This window comes from Desulfosudis oleivorans Hxd3, assembly GCF_000018405.1.
Taxonomy (GTDB): Bacteria; Desulfobacterota; Desulfobacteria; order Desulfobacterales; family Desulfosudaceae; genus Desulfosudis; species Desulfosudis oleivorans.
Map to the genome: position 1 here is coordinate 3,267,140 of NC_009943.1, position 20,015 is coordinate 3,287,154.

General features: G+C 42.2%; 19 protein-coding genes. 11 read left to right on the forward strand and 8 right to left on the reverse strand.

Annotated elements, in window-relative coordinates; translation table 11 throughout:
- Positions 1–10 precede the first annotated feature (10 nt).
- From DOLE_RS13915 to DOLE_RS13930, 4 genes are all read right to left on the reverse strand, one after another.
- Positions 11–328, reverse strand: a complete 318-nt coding sequence (locus DOLE_RS13915) for a DUF2958 domain-containing protein (RefSeq protein WP_041280587.1) — start codon at positions 326–328, stop codon at positions 11–13.
- Positions 329–638: 310 nt separating this feature from the next.
- Entirely contained in the window at positions 639–1,271 is a 633-nt protein-coding gene (locus tag DOLE_RS13925; RefSeq protein ID WP_012176123.1) for a tyrosine-type recombinase/integrase, read from the reverse strand.
- Positions 1,272–1,628: 357 nt separating this feature from the next.
- Positions 1,629–2,684 (reverse strand): hypothetical protein, encoded by a 1,056-nt coding sequence (locus DOLE_RS18280; protein WP_012176124.1) that lies wholly within the window; start codon positions 2,682–2,684, stop codon positions 1,629–1,631.
- A gap of 335 nt (positions 2,685–3,019) precedes the next feature.
- The gene (locus DOLE_RS13930) at positions 3,020–3,358 is read right to left on the reverse strand and encodes a helix-turn-helix domain-containing protein (RefSeq protein WP_012176125.1); all 339 of its coding nucleotides are present in this window, start codon (positions 3,356–3,358) and stop codon (positions 3,020–3,022) included.
- A 190-nt stretch (positions 3,359–3,548) separates the two neighbouring features.
- On the opposite strand from DOLE_RS13930, the gene DOLE_RS13935 reads away from it, so the two are divergent.
- Both DOLE_RS13935 and DOLE_RS13940 read left to right on the forward strand, forming a co-directional pair.
- Complete coding sequence (locus tag DOLE_RS13935; RefSeq protein ID WP_041280588.1) at positions 3,549–3,818, forward strand: hypothetical protein; 270 nt, start codon at positions 3,549–3,551, stop codon at positions 3,816–3,818.
- Positions 3,819–3,888: 70 nt separating this feature from the next.
- Positions 3,889–5,484 (forward strand): hypothetical protein, encoded by a 1,596-nt coding sequence (locus DOLE_RS13940; RefSeq protein WP_012176127.1) that lies wholly within the window; start codon positions 3,889–3,891, stop codon positions 5,482–5,484.
- Between the two features lie 122 nt (positions 5,485–5,606).
- On the opposite strand, the gene DOLE_RS13945 is transcribed toward DOLE_RS13940, so the two are convergent.
- Positions 5,607–5,984, reverse strand: a complete 378-nt coding sequence (locus tag DOLE_RS13945) for a hypothetical protein (protein ID WP_041280589.1) — start codon at positions 5,982–5,984, stop codon at positions 5,607–5,609.
- A 252-nt stretch (positions 5,985–6,236) separates the two neighbouring features.
- On the opposite strand from DOLE_RS13945, the gene DOLE_RS17595 reads away from it, so the two are divergent.
- The 6 genes from DOLE_RS17595 (at position 6,237) to DOLE_RS18285 (ending at position 11,513) form a co-directional block, all read left to right on the forward strand.
- Entirely contained in the window at positions 6,237–7,673 is a 1,437-nt protein-coding gene (locus DOLE_RS17595) for a hypothetical protein (protein ID WP_012176129.1), read from the forward strand.
- A gap of 397 nt (positions 7,674–8,070) precedes the next feature.
- A complete protein-coding gene (locus tag DOLE_RS17600; protein WP_012176130.1) occupies positions 8,071–8,709 on the forward strand; it encodes a TetR/AcrR family transcriptional regulator in 639 nt (212 codons plus the stop codon).
- 291 nt (positions 8,710–9,000) lie between these two features.
- Positions 9,001–9,693: a hypothetical protein gene (locus DOLE_RS13960; protein ID WP_041280590.1), complete on the forward strand. Its 693-nt coding sequence runs from the start codon at positions 9,001–9,003 to the stop codon at positions 9,691–9,693.
- Between the two features lie 430 nt (positions 9,694–10,123).
- Positions 10,124–10,888, forward strand: a complete 765-nt coding sequence (locus DOLE_RS13965; protein WP_012176132.1) for a tetratricopeptide repeat protein — start codon at positions 10,124–10,126, stop codon at positions 10,886–10,888.
- 21 nt (positions 10,889–10,909) lie between these two features.
- Entirely contained in the window at positions 10,910–11,188 is a 279-nt protein-coding gene (locus DOLE_RS13970; RefSeq protein ID WP_041280591.1) for a hypothetical protein, read from the forward strand.
- Between the two features lie 43 nt (positions 11,189–11,231).
- Positions 11,232–11,513, forward strand: coding sequence for a hypothetical protein (locus tag DOLE_RS18285; protein WP_153304441.1), 282 nt, complete (start codon positions 11,232–11,234; stop codon positions 11,511–11,513).
- Between the two features lie 584 nt (positions 11,514–12,097).
- Here the strand turns inward: DOLE_RS18285 and DOLE_RS13980 are convergent.
- Complete coding sequence (locus tag DOLE_RS13980) at positions 12,098–13,057, reverse strand: poly(ADP-ribose) glycohydrolase (RefSeq protein WP_012176133.1); 960 nt, start codon at positions 13,055–13,057, stop codon at positions 12,098–12,100.
- Positions 13,058–14,158 (reverse strand): hypothetical protein, encoded by a 1,101-nt coding sequence (locus tag DOLE_RS18520; RefSeq protein ID WP_012176134.1) that lies wholly within the window; start codon positions 14,156–14,158, stop codon positions 13,058–13,060.
- A gap of 515 nt (positions 14,159–14,673) precedes the next feature.
- Here DOLE_RS18520 and DOLE_RS13990 point away from each other — a divergent pair.
- Both DOLE_RS13990 and DOLE_RS13995 read left to right on the forward strand, forming a co-directional pair.
- Complete coding sequence (locus DOLE_RS13990; RefSeq protein WP_012176135.1) at positions 14,674–15,129, forward strand: putative molybdenum carrier protein; 456 nt, start codon at positions 14,674–14,676, stop codon at positions 15,127–15,129.
- A 155-nt stretch (positions 15,130–15,284) separates the two neighbouring features.
- Positions 15,285–15,893, forward strand: a complete 609-nt coding sequence (locus tag DOLE_RS13995) for a hypothetical protein (RefSeq protein WP_041280593.1) — start codon at positions 15,285–15,287, stop codon at positions 15,891–15,893.
- Between the two features lie 82 nt (positions 15,894–15,975).
- Here the strand turns inward: DOLE_RS13995 and DOLE_RS14000 are convergent, their stop codons facing one another.
- Positions 15,976–16,257 carry a hypothetical protein gene (locus DOLE_RS14000; protein ID WP_012176137.1) on the reverse strand — a complete coding sequence of 94 codons (282 nt, stop codon included), beginning with the start codon at positions 16,255–16,257 and terminating at the stop codon, positions 15,976–15,978.
- A gap of 908 nt (positions 16,258–17,165) precedes the next feature.
- Between DOLE_RS14000 and DOLE_RS14005 the strand changes: the two genes are divergently transcribed.
- Entirely contained in the window at positions 17,166–19,976 is a 2,811-nt protein-coding gene (locus tag DOLE_RS14005) for a type I restriction endonuclease subunit R (RefSeq protein ID WP_012176138.1), read from the forward strand.
- Positions 19,977–20,015: the final 39 nt, after the last annotated feature.

Below are 20,015 nucleotides of genomic sequence, written 5' to 3' on the forward strand. Positions count from 1 at the left end.
GGTATACCTCCTAATGGATTTTGATTTTGTCTACTTCGGAAGCCTTCTTTACTTCCCAAAAGGTATCTCTGTCGATTTCCGCCCAACCCTGTATTTTTATGGATTTGAGCTCAGATAAAGAAAAATACCCCCATTCCGCATTGTAATAGTCGTTGTTTAAAATAGCGTAGCCAAAGAAAATATCATTGCCGTCGTACTCCGCTACAAACCAGTCACATCCTCCGATAAAGAAATGCATGTAGATCAACTTATCCGTTAACGGTACATGCTCTGTTTCATATAATTTCGGTATCCGCTGTAACATGTCTTCGTTAGGTTCATTCCACATAAATGCCTCCTTAATCCCAACAGTCTGTACAAATGATTTTGGGTTCCTTCTCGTTAATGATTACGATGTTGTTGGAAAGAAAGTATCCGAAAGTCACGTGATGGCCGCAGTCTAGGACAAACTTTCTGCCCTTAAGCTGTTTAAATAGGTCTTTCAGCGCATCAATGCTTTCGTATTTTTCTTTCTCGGCTTTCGTCATGGTCGCTACCTTTCAACCTCCTTTCTTTTTGTTGCTTCCAAAACGCAGAAAGCCGCCCCAGACTATCTGGAACGGCTCTTTCATTGCTCTAAACGTTTATCTACAGGGGTTTTACCACAACCCGTTTATTTGCTGCTGAATATCCTCCTTTGTAACATCTGCGTATATCTGTGTTGTTTGTATCGATGCATGCCCAAGTTGTTTCTGAACTGCTCTCAAATCACGTTTCTTTCGATAGAGCTGAACAGCATAACTGTGTCTTAAAGCATGCACACTTTTGCCCCTTTCATACAAACCAAGCTTCTTTAGATACTTTTTAACAAGCTGCTGAATTGCCTGAGCAGTCCAAGGCCCTCTCTGGCCAACAAATAAATAGTTGCTTGGGCCTATCCTTTCTTGTTGCTCCTTTTTCCATTTTAAGTACTGGTTGAGGTGTGTTTTGAGGGATTGGGGGATTTCAACCGTTCTTGAACGCCCACCCTTCCCTCGACTCACAAAGACTTCACATTGCCCGTAACCAGCCTTTAGATCCCCACAACGGAGATTGGATACTTCTTCAACCCTTAAGCCGGTACTGGTTATAAGGTCAATTACCATCCATTCTCGGATACCGGTTTTATTTTTTTTGCTCTGATCGGCAACAGCCTTATCTTTGACGGTTCGCCTCAACAGCCTAACCTGGGCTTCTGTGAAATACTTTATGTCCATAATAGCTCTCAAATTCATAATAACCATGCGATGCATATTTAACTCCTGCCCTATAAAACACAAAAGCCGCTACGACATTTCTGTCGTGCGGCTATTTGGTAACAATTTCCTTTAATTTTAATAAATTATACTAAAATTCGGCTATTTTGTCAAGTTAAAAAGTGTCAATATTGTTCAATATTTCAATGTGTTATAATATTTTTTCCGCAAGAAAAGCCTAAATATAGTCGAAATTGGGGATTTCAGGGCCGGAAGCCAATTTTTGACGACGGCAATCGGTTTTTTGTTCAACTGGGACCGTCAAACTGCCTGACAACTCTGGGAGGGTTTTTGAGACGATTTTTATCATTTTTGAGTTCTTCATAAAATATGCGGGTTAAATACTGTTCTTTCTCATAAGCCATAGGAGACAGGTATCTCACAACAAATGTGTTTATAAAACATTTCATAATCATCACCATATCTTTTGGATAATTTAATAAATCGACAGAGATTGATCTTGTCATTCCCTGTAAGATTGCATTTTCCCATCAGGTACAATGGAAGTATAGTTCGTATATCATCTATTGAATGGATAAAAAAAGTTACCCCCTCGAATCTATATATTCTTTCTGTTGCTTTTCTCTGGAGCCATAAATCCATTCCATCAAAAAAAGGAACTCCTGACGGAGAAGTTAAAATGAGTTTTTTTAAGCAATCATAATGGATATGCAATTTAGAAAGATAACAAACGCTAAAATATAAAGCCCGAAAAGCCAAATCGAATATCACCCGTTCTTCTTTTGGTGTGCTCATAATGGGATCATAGACAACACCTGTACCTGAAAGAATTTCCTCAATGTATTGAGAATCACTTTTTTTTGAGTCACCATCCTGCAACCACCATAAAACATAACAATTTAAAATAAATGCACATTCTTTGGATAAATCGGCTTGATTCAGGAAAGTGTGCCACTTATCCTGATTGAAATATGTTTCTGCTTGATAAAGTGGATAAAAAAAACGAATATTTGGAAATCGCTTTTCGGCTTTCTGCATCGGATCATCTGAATCCCATCTATTTAAGTTGTAACAGGTTTGCAAGTGAGGTAAAAAAGATGCAATTCGGTTCAAAGTTTCAATCCGGCAGGTAGTCCCAAAGCTTTCACACACTATTGATTTTAGAATCCAATCATTGTGCAAAAGGCTGTCATAGTTGGTTGAATCTACCCCATGATCTATAAGAATTTCTAATAAACGACATAAAATAATATGTGAATTTAATCGTTTTAATTTGTCTTTTTCTGTTTTTTCAGAATCAACAATCAAAGAAAGCACTGTATGAATGCCCTGATTCAGATCGACTGTTTCCTGAATATAAAAATCCGAAAGAATTAGGTTCTCTTCGGTAAATTCTTCCCCTAATAAAAGATGCTTAACTCCAATAGATTCAATACAATAACCGCACATAATCTTGTATTCCCTCCCTCTATATCATGGGCCGAAAAATCTTTGCATCAATCTTGGTAAATCAAAGAAACGCCTGCCCCATAAACGCAAAAAGCCACACGGCAATAGTCGTGCGGCAAATAATAAAAATTGTGTATATTTTTAACTAATTATACTAAAAACAGGCTGTTTTGTCAACAGTAAAAATACCATAACATATTAATATGTTAGCTTATTCTTGTTATAGAGTGGGGCCAAATATAGTAAAAATAGAGGTTTTATGTTGTTGAAGGCGGGGAATACTTATCTATAAGTTGAGAGGAGATCTGAACAAAAAAACAGGATGGATGGGGATATTATAAAATATCGTCGAGGAATATTTTTATCTTTTTCAGTTTGGCGGCACCGGCATTATTTAAAATCTGGGAAACTTTTACAGAGATAGACTCCCTTTCTGTACTCAGCTTATCGTCTGGGTTCAAAAATTGAAACAACGCTGCCAAGGAGACATCAAATATTTCACACAGCTTGTTAAGGGTTTCTAGGGATGGATTTATCTCTCCCCTCTCCAGCCTGCCATAGTATCGATAATTAAAGCCATGCTTCTTTTCAATATCTTCCTGCTTAAGATTTTTAGCAAGACGCAGTTCTTTCAGGCGGATACCCAGTCGTTTTTTCAGAAGTTCATTATCCATTCATAAGCCCTCCGTAAGTGTTTATACGGCAATATTGCCTTGCCTTAAAGGCACTCAAATGAATGGATAACTGTTGATAATGCTTCTTATATATGGTAAAAAAGACTTGAACATTCACTCAATGGCCCTTTTATAATTCACCAAAAGGGGAGTCACATCATTAACACACTTAGAAACAGGAGGAAAAAACATGGAAAAGAAGACAGGCTTTAGTTGGATGGGGTTGATTTTTGGTGCCCATTACTATGCAGGCTATGGCAAAATTCCAAAAGCTTTTTTTCTGTCTGCGATTTCAGGGTTCCCATTGATCGGTTTGATAGTCTGGATCTATTGTGGAAGAAAGGCTAACTCTGAGCTGCCAGTCGGAGAAATTGACTTTAAATGGGGCCTTGCAATCATCAGTGTTGTTATTCAGATGGTATCCTCCTCAATACTGATGAAAATCACGGGCTATGCCTAGAGAAAAAGCAACTTAAAAAGTCGGACTGTCGTAGGATAGTCCGGCTTTTTCAATGAGAGGGAGGAGAGTCATGGTCAAAAATTTATTATTTGTTATGGTCGTTATTTCCGTATTATCAAGTCAAAGCTATGCAGGATTTGGTGATTTAATCAACAAGGCACAAAAGGCGGTTGAAAATAAAACCGAGCGAGCTGTATCAAATATTGGGAAGGACGATCCAATAAAAATTTTATCAGATGCCGGATTCAGCAACTACCAGGAATTAAAGACGTTGACACAAGATATTCCAGTAGATAGGCCGGATGCTGATTTGAGCCGATTTGAAGACGAAGATTTATTCCAGAAGATTAGCCAAACCAGTGAAGCATTGAAACAACTTGAATCCGATAAATTGATTCAAGACACTTCTGATCAAAAATTAGCCGTAAGCTCCATCGAATCTTTTAATACGGCGGCTATTCAATATTTGCATGATAGAGACCGTGTTATTGAAAAATATCATGCCCAATTAGAGGAGAAGAAGCGTCAAAAGGAAGAAAAGGAGCGTCAAGAGAAAGAGAGCAAAAGGCTTGCTGCTGAACGTGAGAAAGAACGCTTGAAAAAAGAGGCCGCTCTTGAAAAGGAGCGTCAAGAACAAATGGCCTTGCTGGAAAAAGAAGGACAGGCGAAGGAGCAACCCAAGCAAGTTACAAATGAGGACGTCTCCCGAGATAATCCGCCAAGTATCGATCTCTCTGAATGTGAAAAAATAAAAAATTTTCCACTCCACGAAATCGATTATGCGGCTGATGCAAAAGAGCTTAATGTTATTATGTCGCAATATTTTAGGAAACCGTTGTCTGATTGGGTTGAAGATGATTTCGACAAATATAAAAAAACAATGATATCTTGCCGGGAAAATGATTTTTTTAGGAACTACGGCGAAGAGGATTTCCCAGACACCATAAATGAATCTATCAAAATATTAAAAAAGGAGCAGAAAGAAATATTTGTTAGCGATCAAGCAACACAGCAGTGGAACGCCCTGAGAAAAGAATCTGAAAAGCTTATAGAAAAAATAAAGGATTTTACAATTTCTGATGCTGAATTGGATCGGTTACGAGAGATAAAAAAGGTTATTCCCGAAGTGGAGTACAAATGCCAATGCGCCAGAGACCTTGATTATCATAGCGTTGAGACAAACATACAAGATCACTTAAGGGAATATCAATACACCCTTGAGGAAAGGGCACGGCAAAAGGCATGGCAAGAGGAAATGGATAAAGAAAAAGCCGCGCAAGAGAATAAAGACAGACAAAGATTAGAGGCAGAGACAAAAGAGGCCCAAGAACTAGTAAAAAAATACGGCAAGATTGGCCCACCATCAGATTTTCTTATGGCAAGGCTTCATACTTATGTTGGCGGAGAGCTTTCAGATATGTGCACAGTCATAAAATTCTATGATGGCCTTAGTGGAAAGAAAAAATGGGACAAAAAGAGTGATCTGTGGGTGTTAACTCAAAATTTTAAGGGTGAACTGACAGGAGAAAAACATGAATTTTTATATGCCTTTGAAGATTATCGTGTCGAACACAGTTTTGTCTTGCTCTCAAGAGCGGTAATGGATGATGAAGAGGTGCCCACTTCACAACTGTATAGGTTTATTATGCCAATGTTGGGGGATTAATATCAGTCATTATGGATACCTGTTGTACTGTGATTGGTTTTTTGGAAATATTTGTAAGGTGAAAAAAAAGCTGGGTTGTCTTTTCAGATAGCCCAGCTTTTTAAATAATTTTAACACAGGTTTTATTTCGCTACGTACTTTCCTCGCCCCACCCGTTTGATCTTTCCGAGCTTGTGCAAACGAAAAATAATGTTTCTGATCTTCTTTTCATCAAACCCAGTTTTTTTCTGAATATTGGTAAACCCATCACCCTTCTTGCTTCTAGTGATGCTTGCAAAAACCATGTCTGTGGCAGAACCATGGCGTTTCCCTTTAGTTTGAGGACGCCCTGCTTTTGCCACAGCAATGTTTTGTCTGGCAGATATGTTTTTTACCATTTTTTCAAGTCGGTCAATTTTTGCGTTAAGCGTGGCAATGTCTTTCTGGGTGGGAATTCCGCTGTCACGGAGTATCAACTTAAAAGCAGAATCTAAAGAAATTTTCTTGGCTGGTCGTGGCATGACGTACCTCCTGTATTTATCAAAACATTAAAATCCCCATCGGATCGAAAAACAAAACGAGAGGGGGAGAGGGTACAATTGTCCTTCAATCTGATGAAAATGTTTTATATCACGTCAAGTAAAAGGAATGCAAGTTCGGGCAGGTTCTTTACAGACTGCGCACGTAGGATTATAATGTTCTATTCATTACAGACGCGGGTTGTGATTATCAGGATACTTATTGGGTTGGTTTATAACTTATGAGGGACAATAATGGCCAGACGAATAGAAAATGAAGGTCTTTACAACACAATTAAGTTGTTTTTTGAGAAGTGTCTACTGGAGGATAAATCTCTCTTATGGCCTGATCAAAACTATTGGACTTTGGATAATGTGAAGTCATTAAAACGGCGCCTGATTGATTCCCCGTTACTTGGAAAGACTCTTGCCTTTGAAGAGAAGCTTGAAAAGCAAATGGATGGTGCGTCTCCTTCTGAATGGGCGATTATTTGTGACATCTATTTTGTTTATTTCCTTCCCTCCATAAATATTACTCTGGATAAAATACGCAAAGATATAAGCTGGGCTGCATCACACGCAAGGGTTACCCCTCCGGTAGAATCAGACCCCATTTGGCAGGTACAACGCCATGGTTTTTCACGCACTGCATTTAAGTACCATACTAAATATAGCCAGTTCTGGTTTATTGTTCTTTTTACTCTGCATATTAAAGAACAAGAATCAGCCCAGAGTATCATTTCAGATCATACTGCAATGAAAAATGCTATGGATATGGTATTGGAAAATATAGAACTCTGCAATGACCGAGGATATGATATGCGTCACGCCATACTTTATATGGCGTTTCCAGACTACTATGAGAGGATTATCAGTACAAGAGACAAGAAATGGATCGTTGATGCCTATCGAAAGAAAGTTGCCCTCCCGGTCCCTGCCGATTTAGATGACGCCATACTTTTGATTCGCAATGCTTTGAAGAAAGAGTACGACAAATCAGATCGCCAGTTTGATTTTTATACGGACCTTAAAGATGGATGGCGACCAAATACATCCGCATCGAAGGTGGACATTACTGTTGATACTGATAAAGGACCAGTAACCGTTCCACCTCCTGAGCCGGAGTCAGACACTGCAACAGATACAAAAAAAGAACACACCGAACATACAGAAATTCAGTGGATGCTGCTTAATCTTGGCAATGATATGGGGCTTGATCTTTGGGTGGCAAACAATGATCGCAATAAAGAGATCAATAACCAGCGCCTGGGGGACCTCCCGAGAGTAAAAAAATCCCTCCCCTTAACCTTCGATGAAGCGACCAACAAAACAATTCAGCTTATAGATGTGTTGTGGTTGAAACAGAACACTATTCTGGCGGCATTTGAGATTGAAAGTACAACTTCAATTTATTCTGGTATCCTCAGAATGGCTGATTTAATCGCAATGCAACCCCATATTAATATTCCGCTTTACATAGTGGCCCCAGATGAGCGACGTGAGAAAGTATATGCTGAAGTGAACCGTCCTGTTTTTTCCAGCCTGTCTACCCCGATGAACCAGATATGTAAATACATTCCTTTCTCAGGGCTGAGAAGCACCATCAAAAATACTGCTTCGATGACCAAGTACCTGAAGCCAGAATTTCTTGATGAAATTGCGGAAGATTGTGAAGTTGATCAGAATGAATAATTATAGATAAATAAGATGCTAAAACGAATCATCTTCCGGCAACAGAACAACGGAGACGACAAGCAGGAAGCACCCCACACGAGTCCGTAGAACAGTCCACCAAGAAGTTTTAAGTGTTAAAGCCAAGTGATTTCTCTTTCAATATTCGTTCTAAATTATATGACTCTATTTCCACCAGTCTTTCCTAATTATTGTGGGTGAAGTTGTTTTTGTCAACCGATCAATTGTCGACCATTTAACCGGGCTTGCCGGACGTGAGTCAATAAAAAATCTCTGTCTTTCAAAAAGTTATCATAATTAAAGTTCCTTCTTGACTTAATGGCCGGAAATTTTTACCCTAACAAAAACTAAACGAAATTTAGTCAGCCGAACAACCCTAAGAAAAGAGGTTCTGGCTATGTTTAAGGAACTTAAAGAAAGAGAAAAACTGGCCCGGCAACAGCTGATTGTTGAGGTTGCTGAAAAACTTTTTCATAAAGAAGGATACGATTCAGTGACCATCCGCCGGGTGGCGGAAACCATTGATGTGTCCCCCGGCACCATTTATACCTACTTCAAAAGCAAGGAAGAATTGATTGTCTGCGTGTTGATTCACAACATGAAGCTTCTGGAAGAAGAAATCACGAAAAGCCTGAAAATCAATGATCCAATAAAAGCCCTAATGGCCATTGCAGATGATTATAAGGCCTACTATTCCCGGTTCGGCCGGTACGTTAACGTGATGGACCTGCTGACCACCGACGAAAACGGATACGCGCTGGTTTCAAAAGAGCTTCGCAATGGACTGGGTGCTGTCGTGGAGCGTATTCTCGAAGGCATTGCGGAAAGAATGAACCGGGATAATGCATCCAGAAAGCTCTTAAAGGGCATTCCCCCTAAAAGGGTTACCGCCGCCATGTGGGCCGTGGCCCATGGAATTTCTTATATCGCTCTGCCCCTTTCAACCCAGCCCGACCGAGGCTGGTTCGACTTTGATCAGGTACTGCCTGACGTGATACACTTGCTGCTGACGGACACAACAGCGAAACCCAAATAAATGGAACAGCCGCACGGAATCTGTCAATGAAAAATGAGACACGCTATTCAATAAACTAGACTCTTAATTCTGGCGTTTCTGTTTCTACAAAGCATTGGTATACAGGATTACTTTTGTGGTTGTTTGAGATGGGGTATTTTGTGTTGTGTTTGATCCTTCCCATAGTAACGTGGAGGCAATGCACTAAAATTTCTGACAGATTATGGGAAGATGATAGCGAGTAGGATGTACTGCCTTTTTGTTTTTGATATATCCCCAAAGGGGAATAATCGATTAATTATAGGGGGAATAATGAACCAAGATAAAATAAACCCCAAAAGCAGTGTCCCTGTAGCAGCCATCATTGTAGCAGCGATCATTGCTATTGCTAGCCTTATTGGATGGTATATGTATCTTCAGAATTCACGCTTCTCCATTACGCCAACAGACAAGGGTCCTGCATATGAAATTGACAGAAAAACTGGAGAGTCCTGGGTGCTTTATCCTGGAAGTCGTAAAAAAAATGAAATGAAAAATAATGAAAAAGAAACGGGGCGCTTTAAGCGGTTGCCTTCAGTTGAACAAGCTAAGATTTCTGCTACGATGATGCGTGAGTCTGGCAATAAATTTACTGTCCGCCTCTATAATGGAAGCACTTGGACGATTAAAGAAATTACGATTGGGATCGAAACAAAAGACCTAAAGGCAGCCAGTGGCGAAGAAATCGAGAAAGTTGATCCCAATGCCTCTGAGTTCGACAAAAAGTGGAAAGAGATGATGGCTACCATCGCACAGGAGAGAGCCACACAGCAGCCACAGGCACCCGCAATGGAGCCGCCACAACAAGAGCAGAGGGTATTGCAAGAAGAAAAGACAAATCCTGTACGCAGCTTTGCAACGATCACCCCACAGACAATAGGTACTTTCGAAATTGAGACATTCATCGAATATGATAATAACTACGAATGGTATATAAAAGAAGTATATGGAATCCCCCAAAAGTAATCTCAACAAAACCGGGTCACCTATGACATAAAACACCTCGCTTGAACAAATGTCCTTAAACACAATTTAGGGTAAGTTTCTAAAAAATGTGTGCCCGCTATCTATCCTAAGTAAGCCACCCCCTTCCTTTGGATACCCCCACCCTGTTCCTGGCAGGAAAATTATTTTCGGCCTATCAACAAAGAACTGATATTAAAAGATTTATTCATTTTTTTGGGTGAAAAATCAAGAGAACGGGCCACCGCGTTTTTACAAAGAAGCTTTTGCACCATGACCATGAAAAGGTTATTAGATTTTAGATAAGATCGGCAGGCAGATAGACTGCGTTCTGTCTTGTGCCGATGAAGTTTTAAGCGCCTTTTGCGTTTGGTGTTGCAAAGCTGGGATGAATTGATTTATAAAAAATGCATAATCTTAAAAAGGGGGGATTATGAAAAAAGCTCTATCACTCACACTCATTTTATTCTTTCTATTTGCCGCCAGCGTTAACGCTGAATCAGACGACTTCACCGAAACTTTAAAAAAAGCAGAGCAAGGTAAATGTTGGGCACAAACACTAATTGGATATATGTACTATCTGGGTGATGGTGTGGAACAAGATTTTGAAAAAGCCCTTTTTTGGACAAAAAAAGCGGCTGAACAGGGGGGGAAGGACGCACAAGAAAACCTTGGACTTTTTTATTATGTAGAAGGCTTGAAAGGAATGGAGGTAAATAAAGAAGAAAGCTTGCAATGGTTTGAGAAAGCCGCTGAGCAGGGGCATTCCGGTGCTCAGCTTGATCTTGGCAGAATGTATTATTTGGGTCATGGTGTGCCGCAAAACTATCAGAAGGCTTTTGAGTGGTTTACCAAAGCTGCTGAACAAGGTGAATCTGACGCTGAGTATCTTCTTGGTGGTATGTATTTTTATGGAACAGGTGTACCACAAGACTACAAGAAGGCTTTTGAATGGTATAGCAAGGCTGCTGAGCAGGGGCAGCCCGAAGCTCAAGCTAGCCTTGGTGCCATGTATTTTTTGGGACTAGGTGTGCCACAGAATTACAAAGCGGCATATAAGTGGGGGAGCTTGGCTGCTGCGAATGGTATTAAGGCAGGAAGGATGACCTTACAAGAGGCCCCAAAACAAATGACCCCGGAGCAAATCGCCCAGGCACAAAAAGAAGCCGCTGAGTGGTGGGAGAAACATAAAAAATAATCACAAAAAAAGGGGGAGGGCATGAAAAATTTTTTTGGTACGATATTTCAAATCTTCGGTGGCATTGCTCTTATCGTTTTTGGCCTTTGGGGCCTCGGCATTGAAATAGCGATAGTTAATCATGTGGCTGGTTTTTGGGGTGTTGTCATTGGTCTTTTTTTCTTTCCAGTCACATTTGCCGTAGTCCCTTGGTATGCACTTGTGGTTATGGGGACATGGCTCCCCTTGGCAGTTACTTATGGGGGAGGGATAGTAGCCTTCGGTTTACTTGGTATGGGAGGGGCAATTAAAGGCGATTAGGTCTATCTGCCATGTTATACGTCCAAAGGGAAAGAGTGATATTATGTTAAGAAAAATCCTATTTATTTGCCTCACTTTATTCTTAGTCTCATGTGCATCCAATACTGGAATCATTAAAATTGGAGAAGAAAAATTGTTTATTGCTAAGCAGGCAGCAACGGGTTTTCCAGGAACTGGTGGGATTAAAACTGAAGCTCTTAAAGAGGCATCAGAATATTGTACATCACAAAATAAAATTTTAAAGATCGTAGAGTTAAAAGAAAATGAAGGCCCTTACATATTGGGGAAATATCCAAGGGTTGAACTCACATTTATTTGTGAATAACTATCATTTGCCCCGATGTATAACACCGCAGTCCGTTTGACAGCCGGGGCCGGGGCGTTTTTGTAAGTTTGTTCAAAATCGAAAAGCGTAGCTTTTTATAATGTTGGTGGAAGCCCGGCTGCCACTGACCGCAGGCGTTAGGGGAGAGAACTAAAGCCCCTCTTGAAGTGTTCTTTCCAGTATGGGGCAAAATCCTACATCTGGTCCCCCTATGGTCCCCCCGGATAAAAAATGGAATTTATGAAAACGTGTGAAGGCTTGATTTTACTGGTGCCCCCGGCAGGAATCGGACCTGCGGCACATGGATTAGGAAGAAGGTGTTGGTTCAGAGGATAGATCTGTTGTCCAATACCTTGAAGCTGCCCTTCCAGGAGTACCCATGTTTTCTATCGGTCAGGTGATAGACTATAGCCCTGATACCTGTGACTTTACCAAACACTTTGCATCTATACCCAGAGCAGTTGCACTAGACTGCAACGCTCATAGGTTTCCAGGCTGGAAGCTTGGTATTCTTGATCCTGTTGCCATAAAAGAGACCGAGGTATATAGGATATTAGATGGGCTGATTGTTTATTGATTTTCTGTCAGTTCCCATCACTCACGCCCCATTGAAATCTTTCCGCAATAAGTGCATCTAAAATATCATCTACGGATGATTTGATTTCCCGTATGCGTTGATATTTTTTCAACGCATCCTTTACAAGAGAAACACCTTCTGGATTAAATGCGTAAAAAACTAAACCGACTCCCGCGAGATCCGCAGCCAGCGTCTGGAGTATTGTCATTATTGTACGGTTCCCACCAAAAGCTCCACATCCCCAGAATCCCGTATGAATAATTGTATTTGGGGAGGATGCTTTAAGATGATGGCTTTCCTGGCGCGCAGCCGTATAACCCGTATAGGCGGCCGTCAGGACATATGCCATATCATTCATACCGTAGTCCCCCATACCATATTCTGGAGCAGCCATAGCTAGAATGTTGCTGATAGAAGGTGGGTTGATCAGCCTGGTGGCATTCAAAACATCTTCCTTGGCAGCAACCGCAAAAGCATTGCCATATAAACCATGGCGTGTATCAACGGCGCAACATCGCTGTACTCCGGATATTGTAACCGGTGTCGGGCTGCCCTCCTCATTCACCGTTTCAGGACAATACCCCATGTCGTCTAGGGCCTCCCGCAAAGATCCGAGTACAGGATGTTCAAGAACCTGAAGTTCATCCTGAGCAAGGAGGGAGGAATCGTATGCGATGAACAGGTGCCGATCTGCAAAGTTCATGTGCCAGTCTACGTCAGTATCATTCGAGGAAAGGGGGTAAGTGAATCTTTCTGCCTGGATTCTGGGCATCGCCAGTGCTTCAACCGACCCGGGAATTTGCGCTGCCAGCCATCTGGTATATTCGACCTGACCTTTAAACTCACAGTTTGCAGAACAAATCAGATCAAAAACCGCTTGTTTGTTGGGATGTCCCCACTTTGGCGGATACTCTTTGATGAGCAGATCGGTTTGGAAAATTTTTTTATCAAGAGATATCAGGTTCATTTAGGTTGATCCTCCGGTGCTTTCATATTTCCATATTTCGTGGTCCAATTCACGTAGCGTTAATTCAGGGTAAGTTTCTTTGAGAATCTCCAATGCTTGTGACAGCAGCAACTGGGCATCTGAAAGACTCAAATCAATTCCGGTTATTTTTGTCAAAAATATTCTAATCCACCTATCCGGCTTGATCAGATTTTTTTCACCAGCAAGCATAAAAAAGTATTTTAAGGATATCCCGGATCTCTGACCAGGAATTAAACAAATGGCCGATTCAAAACGATCGCTTTTGATGACCGCCGGTATATCTTGATAGTAATTGACATGATGGTCCATCAGAACACGGGCAAACCTATGCACGGCCTCAGCTTTAAGAATACCATTTCTCGAGGAGGTTCTTTGTCTGTTGTTGAATACGTCCTCTGCAACCAAGGAATAGTCGTCATATCCAGATAATAATTTTTCAAAATCTGCTATCGAATATTGCTCTGATATATCCGGATATGGCGAACCGTGTGCCCTTAATTTATGCAGGTTCTGTCTGTTGCAGAAATATTGTACGGTATTTCTTGTTCCGGTGTACGTCACACCAATAGAATAAACTGCGTCAACAATACAAAAAGGCAGACTGTGATAGAAGTATTCTTCGCTTAGCCGCGCATCTTGAAGGTTCAGCTTTTTCAAGCAGTATTGTGCTATTTTTTCAGCCGTTGTAATCGAATTCCCTCCTGAATCATCCGGTCTGCACTGTACTTTATCCCTTGATGACAAAGAGTCCATTCGCTTCTCCTTACCTTTGTTTATGAAGTTATGATCCCGACCCATACTCTCATCCAAAGCCTTGCAGTACATTCCAATGCGAGTTCTGTTGCAGTTATAATAATACCCCCAGCAACACGTATAGGATCGCGCATACTCCTTGTTTTCTTGCCTAAAAACAATTACCTGTTCACCGGCATGTTCCCCTTTCTTTGAGACATCGGCTTTTGTCGTAAAAAAAGTGCCTTGTGATGTTTTCAATTTTACCCTGTTGTTGTGCTTAAGCCAGTTGTAGGCTGAAGAAAAAGAATGGTTTAAATCTACGATACCATCATGCGATTCATTCATTTTCTTCTCCTTATGCTCGCCTTGATATGTTCGGGTTTATTGATTCCCTTTAACCGCTTACAGCCACTGGAAACACGTCGCCCCCTTATTGGTTTGCAATCCAATAATAACAAATACTTAAATATAGCTAGTGGGGGTTGTTTTTGAATGGCATTTTCATGCCAGATAATGCAATGCTCTTTTTAATATAGCACTCTGAATATTTTTATAATTATAACAAATAACCCAAAAAAGATCAATAGGCATTTTCATAAAACATATCAAATAGATACAAAACAATTAGAAAACACATTAAATTCAAACAGATATTAACTATGTGTTTATAAATATTTGAAATTAAAAATATTAATCAGAAAATGAGTTTATCTCTTGGTTTTTCTGTGTCCGCCACAATCTTTTACAGTGCTGTTTGAAGTGGAGAAAGCTTTAGAATACAGTTACAGAATTCCCCACACATGTCAGGCCGTCGCTACAGGTTGTGCCTAAAGATTCATCAGTTATAATGGGGGAACAACATGAATATGATGAGAATGGCATCGCTTAAAAAAATCATATCAGGCGGCCAGACCGGGGCTGACAGGGCAGGTCTTGATGCTGCTATGGATGCTGGTATAGAATATGGCGGCTGGCTTCCAAAGGGCCGTAAAGCCGAAGATGGTATTGTTCCCGCCAGATATACCAAGCTTCAGGAACTGTCCAGGGGCGGATATCCGAAAAGAACCGAGCAGAACGTCATTGACTCTGATGGGACTATTATTTTCACGTTCGGCAGGCTTACAGGCGGTTCTGATCTGACACGGCAGCTTGCAGAAAAACATGGAAGGCCCTGGCTCCATATTGATTTAACTCGGATAGCCGATCCCGTGACAGAGATCCAAGACTGGCTGAGGACCAATAAAATTAAAGTCCTGAACATAGCTGGCTCAAGGGAAAGCAAATCCCCGGGCATTTATCGGGCCGTACGTTTTTAATATGTAGATCAGGTTCACAGTGGCGGGGGCGGTGTAGGTGGTGCCCGGTGTGTTGCCATAGATGGCATTGGCCGGTGCAAGGCCGGATGAATATGAAAAACGATACGACCAATTAACCGTGTCAACTTTTTGTGGGTAAGACCAGGAGAAAAATAATGATACTTAAACGGACTTTGATTTTTTTACTTATACTTTACAACATCTGTACATTTGTCACGGCATTTGCAGCTGATGCGAGTAGTCTAATTGCAGGAGAATTTGACGCCACCTCCAAAAATGAAAGACAAAAAATAGCCAAAGATATTATCGGTCAAATTGAGAAACTTTCTTCATATCTTTCAACACCTAAGCCATCCGAAATTAAATGGGTGAACAACGAACGGGTAGCGATAGATAAGCTGAAGGGAACTGATGCTTGGACTGAGAGAATTCAAAAATTATATGAAAGTCCTGAATTTCAGCAACAAAAACTCAAATCACACCTGGATAACATCATCGATAGTTTGCAGTGTGTTACTAATGAAAATGTAAACCTTAAATCAGAGATTCTGTGTTGGGCAGTTGCAAGCCACCATCTTTCAGATGAGACAACTCTGAATGATTCCATTATGATACTCAAAAGAAGTGGCCTATTGCCTGAAGATATTGTGAAAAAAGCTGATATAACCGAGTCGTTGGGATACGGTGCAAAGTACAATTGGTTTGCTCGAGGAATAAATGAATACATTATTATCCCTTATCTGTCTGGAAGAATAAATGAATAGAAGATAAAACAAACATGCCCTAACGACCTGCTCAGTGGCGGCGCTTTTTGCCGTCCACTGGAGCAGGAAGGTTAGTAGCTTTTTATTTTTTTAGTTGTTTTATCTCTCTTATCAATATACCAACGCCCACAATTAAAAGCCCCATTTCTGCCTGAAGAAAAAAAGTTTCCTGAACTTGTTGCTGCATTACATTTTCAGCACCAACAAACAGAAATTGCAGTATTCCATACAAGAACCAAAAACCACCCAAACCTATCAAACCTGTACCAGATGTTAATTTAAGAAAGCCCAGTACTTTGATAATGAATTTATCGAACCCTTTTTCTTCTTCATCTGCTGTATGAACTTGTTTTTCTTCTGACATTTTGTGCCTCCTTTGTTTGGTTAGGCCCAACATTAATTATACGGCTGTTGTATTTCCCCCAGTCTCAGCCCAGTATCACGATATGGTCACACGCTGTCAACAATAAATTGTTATAAAAAAAACGACTTGAGGGTTCTGCTGCTTTTTTTCCGGTTTTTCCTTCCCCTTAACTCTCATTTTAATACGACATAATTGAACTGTAAAGAAGGGGCAAAGGATGAAGGGGCCTTTGTGCTATTCGAAATACCGTCCAAACTCAATAGATACTGCTGATAATGTATTGAGTTCCGCCTGATTTTCGCCGTAAACGCCCGAAAGTTCGTTTGCAATCAGCATAAAAACTCAATAGAAACCGTTATTAAAATCCGTATTAATTGGTTTCCCCTTTATTGGCAGGTTTATATGCAGCTGCTTTGGTCCAAGGGGTAATAAGCATGTACTCATTATTTATTGATTTTTCCCCGGCATGATGATTAATTGATACCTATTGAAAATCGGGTTGGGGGGACCAATCATTCTATTCCTTATCTTTAGAATCTTACATAGACTCCAAAACGGAATTAATGGCAAAATTTCTCAAGTGCCTGCCAAATCGTATCCCAAGCACATTAAAGCAGCTGGAAATTGCTGATATGACGTCCGCAATAGTTGGACAAAACGGTTAATCACCTGCTACTTCGGGCGTTCGTTCTTTGCGCCAGAGAGCAGCACGTTAATTTATTAGATATATTTATGAATTGATTATATGTTATGCGAAAATCAATACCATTCATTTCTATCCTCTTGCAGGAGACACACCAAGTGCTATAATCAATTTTTTGATGAATTTAACCAGCATTCGTACGTTTTCCGGGACAGACGGCGCCTGAGGACTTTCGCGCCAGGTAACCAACCACGAAAAGCTAAGCATGACTAAAACAGAGGCCCAAACCCGATCCGAACTTATCGATAAGCATCTGGCGCAATCGGGCTGGAATGTCAAAGACCCTATGCAGGTGGTTGAAGAGTTCGATATTTTGATGGCCCTCCCCGAAGGTATTGCCGAACCGCGCACCCCATACGAAGGGCATCAGTTCAGTGATTACGTGTTGCTTGGGAAAGATGGCAGACCGCTTGCCGTCGTAGAAGCTAAGAAGTCCAGCAAAGATGCCGCCATCGGCCGGGAACAAGCCAAACAGTACTGTTATAACATCCAAAAGCAGCTCGGTGGAGAATTGCCATTCTGCTTTTATACCAATGGCCTTGAAACCTATTTCTGGGACTTGGACAATTATCCGCCGCGCAAGGTCGTGGGCTTCCCCACTCGTGATGACCTGGAGCGGTTCCAATATATCCGCCGCAACCACAAGCCACTGACTCAGGAGCTGATCAACACCGCCATCGCCGGACGTGATTACCAGATCCGTGCCATCCGAGCAGTATTGGAAGGAATCGAGCAAAAGAAACGCGACTTCCTGCTGGTGATGGCTACCGGCACCGGCAAAACGCGCACCAGCATCGCCATGGTCGACGCCCTGATGCGGGCAGGCCATGCCGAAAAAGCGCTGTTTCTAGTCGACCGCATTGCCCTTCGGGAACAGGCACTGGCCGCTTTTAAGGAACACCTTCCCCACGAGCCCCGCTGGCCCAACGTCGGCGAAAAGCTGATCGCCAAGGACCGCCGCATATATATCTCAACCTATCCCACCATGCTCAACATCATCCGGGATGAGTCGCAGTATCTTTCGCCGCATTTCTTTGATTTTATCGTCATCGATGAAAGTCATCGTTCCATTTATAACACTTACGGCGAAATTCTCGACTACTTCAAAACCATCACCCTGGGATTGACGGCAACACCCACCGACATCATCGACCATAACACTTTCCGGATTTTTCACTGTGAAGACGGTCTTCCCACCTTTGCGTATACTTTTGAGGAAGCTGCCAACAACGTGCCGCCGTACCTTTGTAGTTTTCAGGTGATGAAGATTCAGACCAAGTTCCAGAAAGAAGGGATCAGCAAGCGCACCATCTCGTTGGAGGATCAGAAAAAACTACTGCTGGAAGGTAAGGATGTTGCAGAGATTAACTTTGAAGGCACACAACTTGAAAAGACAGTCATCAACAAGGGCACCAATACGCTGATTGTCAAGGAGTTCATGGAAGAGTGCATCAAGGATCACAATGGTGTTATGCCCGGCAAGACCATCTTTTTCTGTTCAACCATAGCCCATGCCCGGCGTATGGAGGATATTTTCGACAAACTTTATCCCCAGCACAAAGGCGAACTGGCCAAAGTTTTGGTTTCCGAAGACCCGCGTGTTTACGGCAAGGGAGGGCTGCTTGACCAGTTTACCAATAGCGATATGCCCCGTGTCGCCATCAGCGTTGACATGCTTGATACCGGCATTGATGTACGCGAAATTGTTAACCTGGTCTTTGCCAAACCGGTCTATTCTTATACCAAGTTCTGGCAGATGATCGGGCGCGGCACCCGTCTGCTGGAAATCGCCAAGCCCAAACCCTGGTGCATTGAAAAAGATGTTTTCCTGATTCTCGATTGCTGGGACAATTTTGAATATTTCAAGCTCCAACCAAAAGGCAAGGAGCTTAAGCAGCAACTGCCCCTTCCGGTGCGTCTGGTGGGCTTGCGTCTCGACAAGATCGAAAAGGCCACCGACACTGCTCAAACAACGATCACCGAGCGCGAAATCGGAAAATTTCGCAAGCAGATAAGCGAGTTGCCGCAAACTTCCGTGGTTATCAAGGAAGCTGCCGCCGCGCTGGCCCGGCTTGAAGAAGAAAATTTCTGGATCACTCTCAACCATCAGAAGCTGGAATTCCTGCGTGCCGAGATCAAGCCCCTGTTCCGGACCGTGTCCGAGGCAGACTTTAAGGCCATGCGTTTTGAGCGCGATCTGCTGGAATATTCCCTGGCCCGATTGCGCCAAGAGAAAGAAAAGGCTGAAACCCTCAAGGCTGGAATCGTCGAGCAAATAAGCGACCTGCCGTTATCCGTCAATTTTGTCAAAGCCGAGGAAACACTGATTCGTGCTTCCCAGACCAATCACTACTGGGCCAAGCAAGACTCCATTGAAACAGAGAACGCTCTGGATGAGCTGAACACCCGCCTTGGCCCCCTGATGAAATTTCGCGAGCAGGACACCGGCCCCGGCCCCATGAATCTGGACCTGACCGATACCTTGCACCATAAAGAGTGGGTAGAGTTCGGTCCGCAACACGAGGCGGTAAGCATCAGTCGCTACCGTGAGATGGTCGAGGCGCTGATCGCCGAGCTGACCGAACATAACCCCGTGCTGTTGAAGATAAAGAACGGCGAAGCGGTGACGCCGGATGAAGCCAATGCCCTGGCCGAACTACTCCATACCGAGCATCCGCACATTACCGAGGATTTACTGCGTCAGGCCTACAAGAACCGCAAGGCTCATTTTATTCAGTTTATCCGTCACATCCTCGGCATCGAAATTTTGAAGACCTTTCCTGAAACGGTCAGCGAAGCGTTTGAGCAGTTTATCCAGCAGCACAGCAGCCTCAGCAGCCGGCAGCTGGAGTTTTTGAACCTGCTCAAAAATTTTATCATCGAACGCGAAAAGGTGGAAAAGAAAGACCTGATAAACTCCCCCTTTACGGTCATTCACCCGCAAGGAATTCGCGGCGTTTTCAGCCCGGCGGAAATCAACGAAATATTACAACTTACCGAAAGGGTGGCAGCCTGATATGCCCTTTGGCGAGCAACCAGGAACAAGGAATTTATA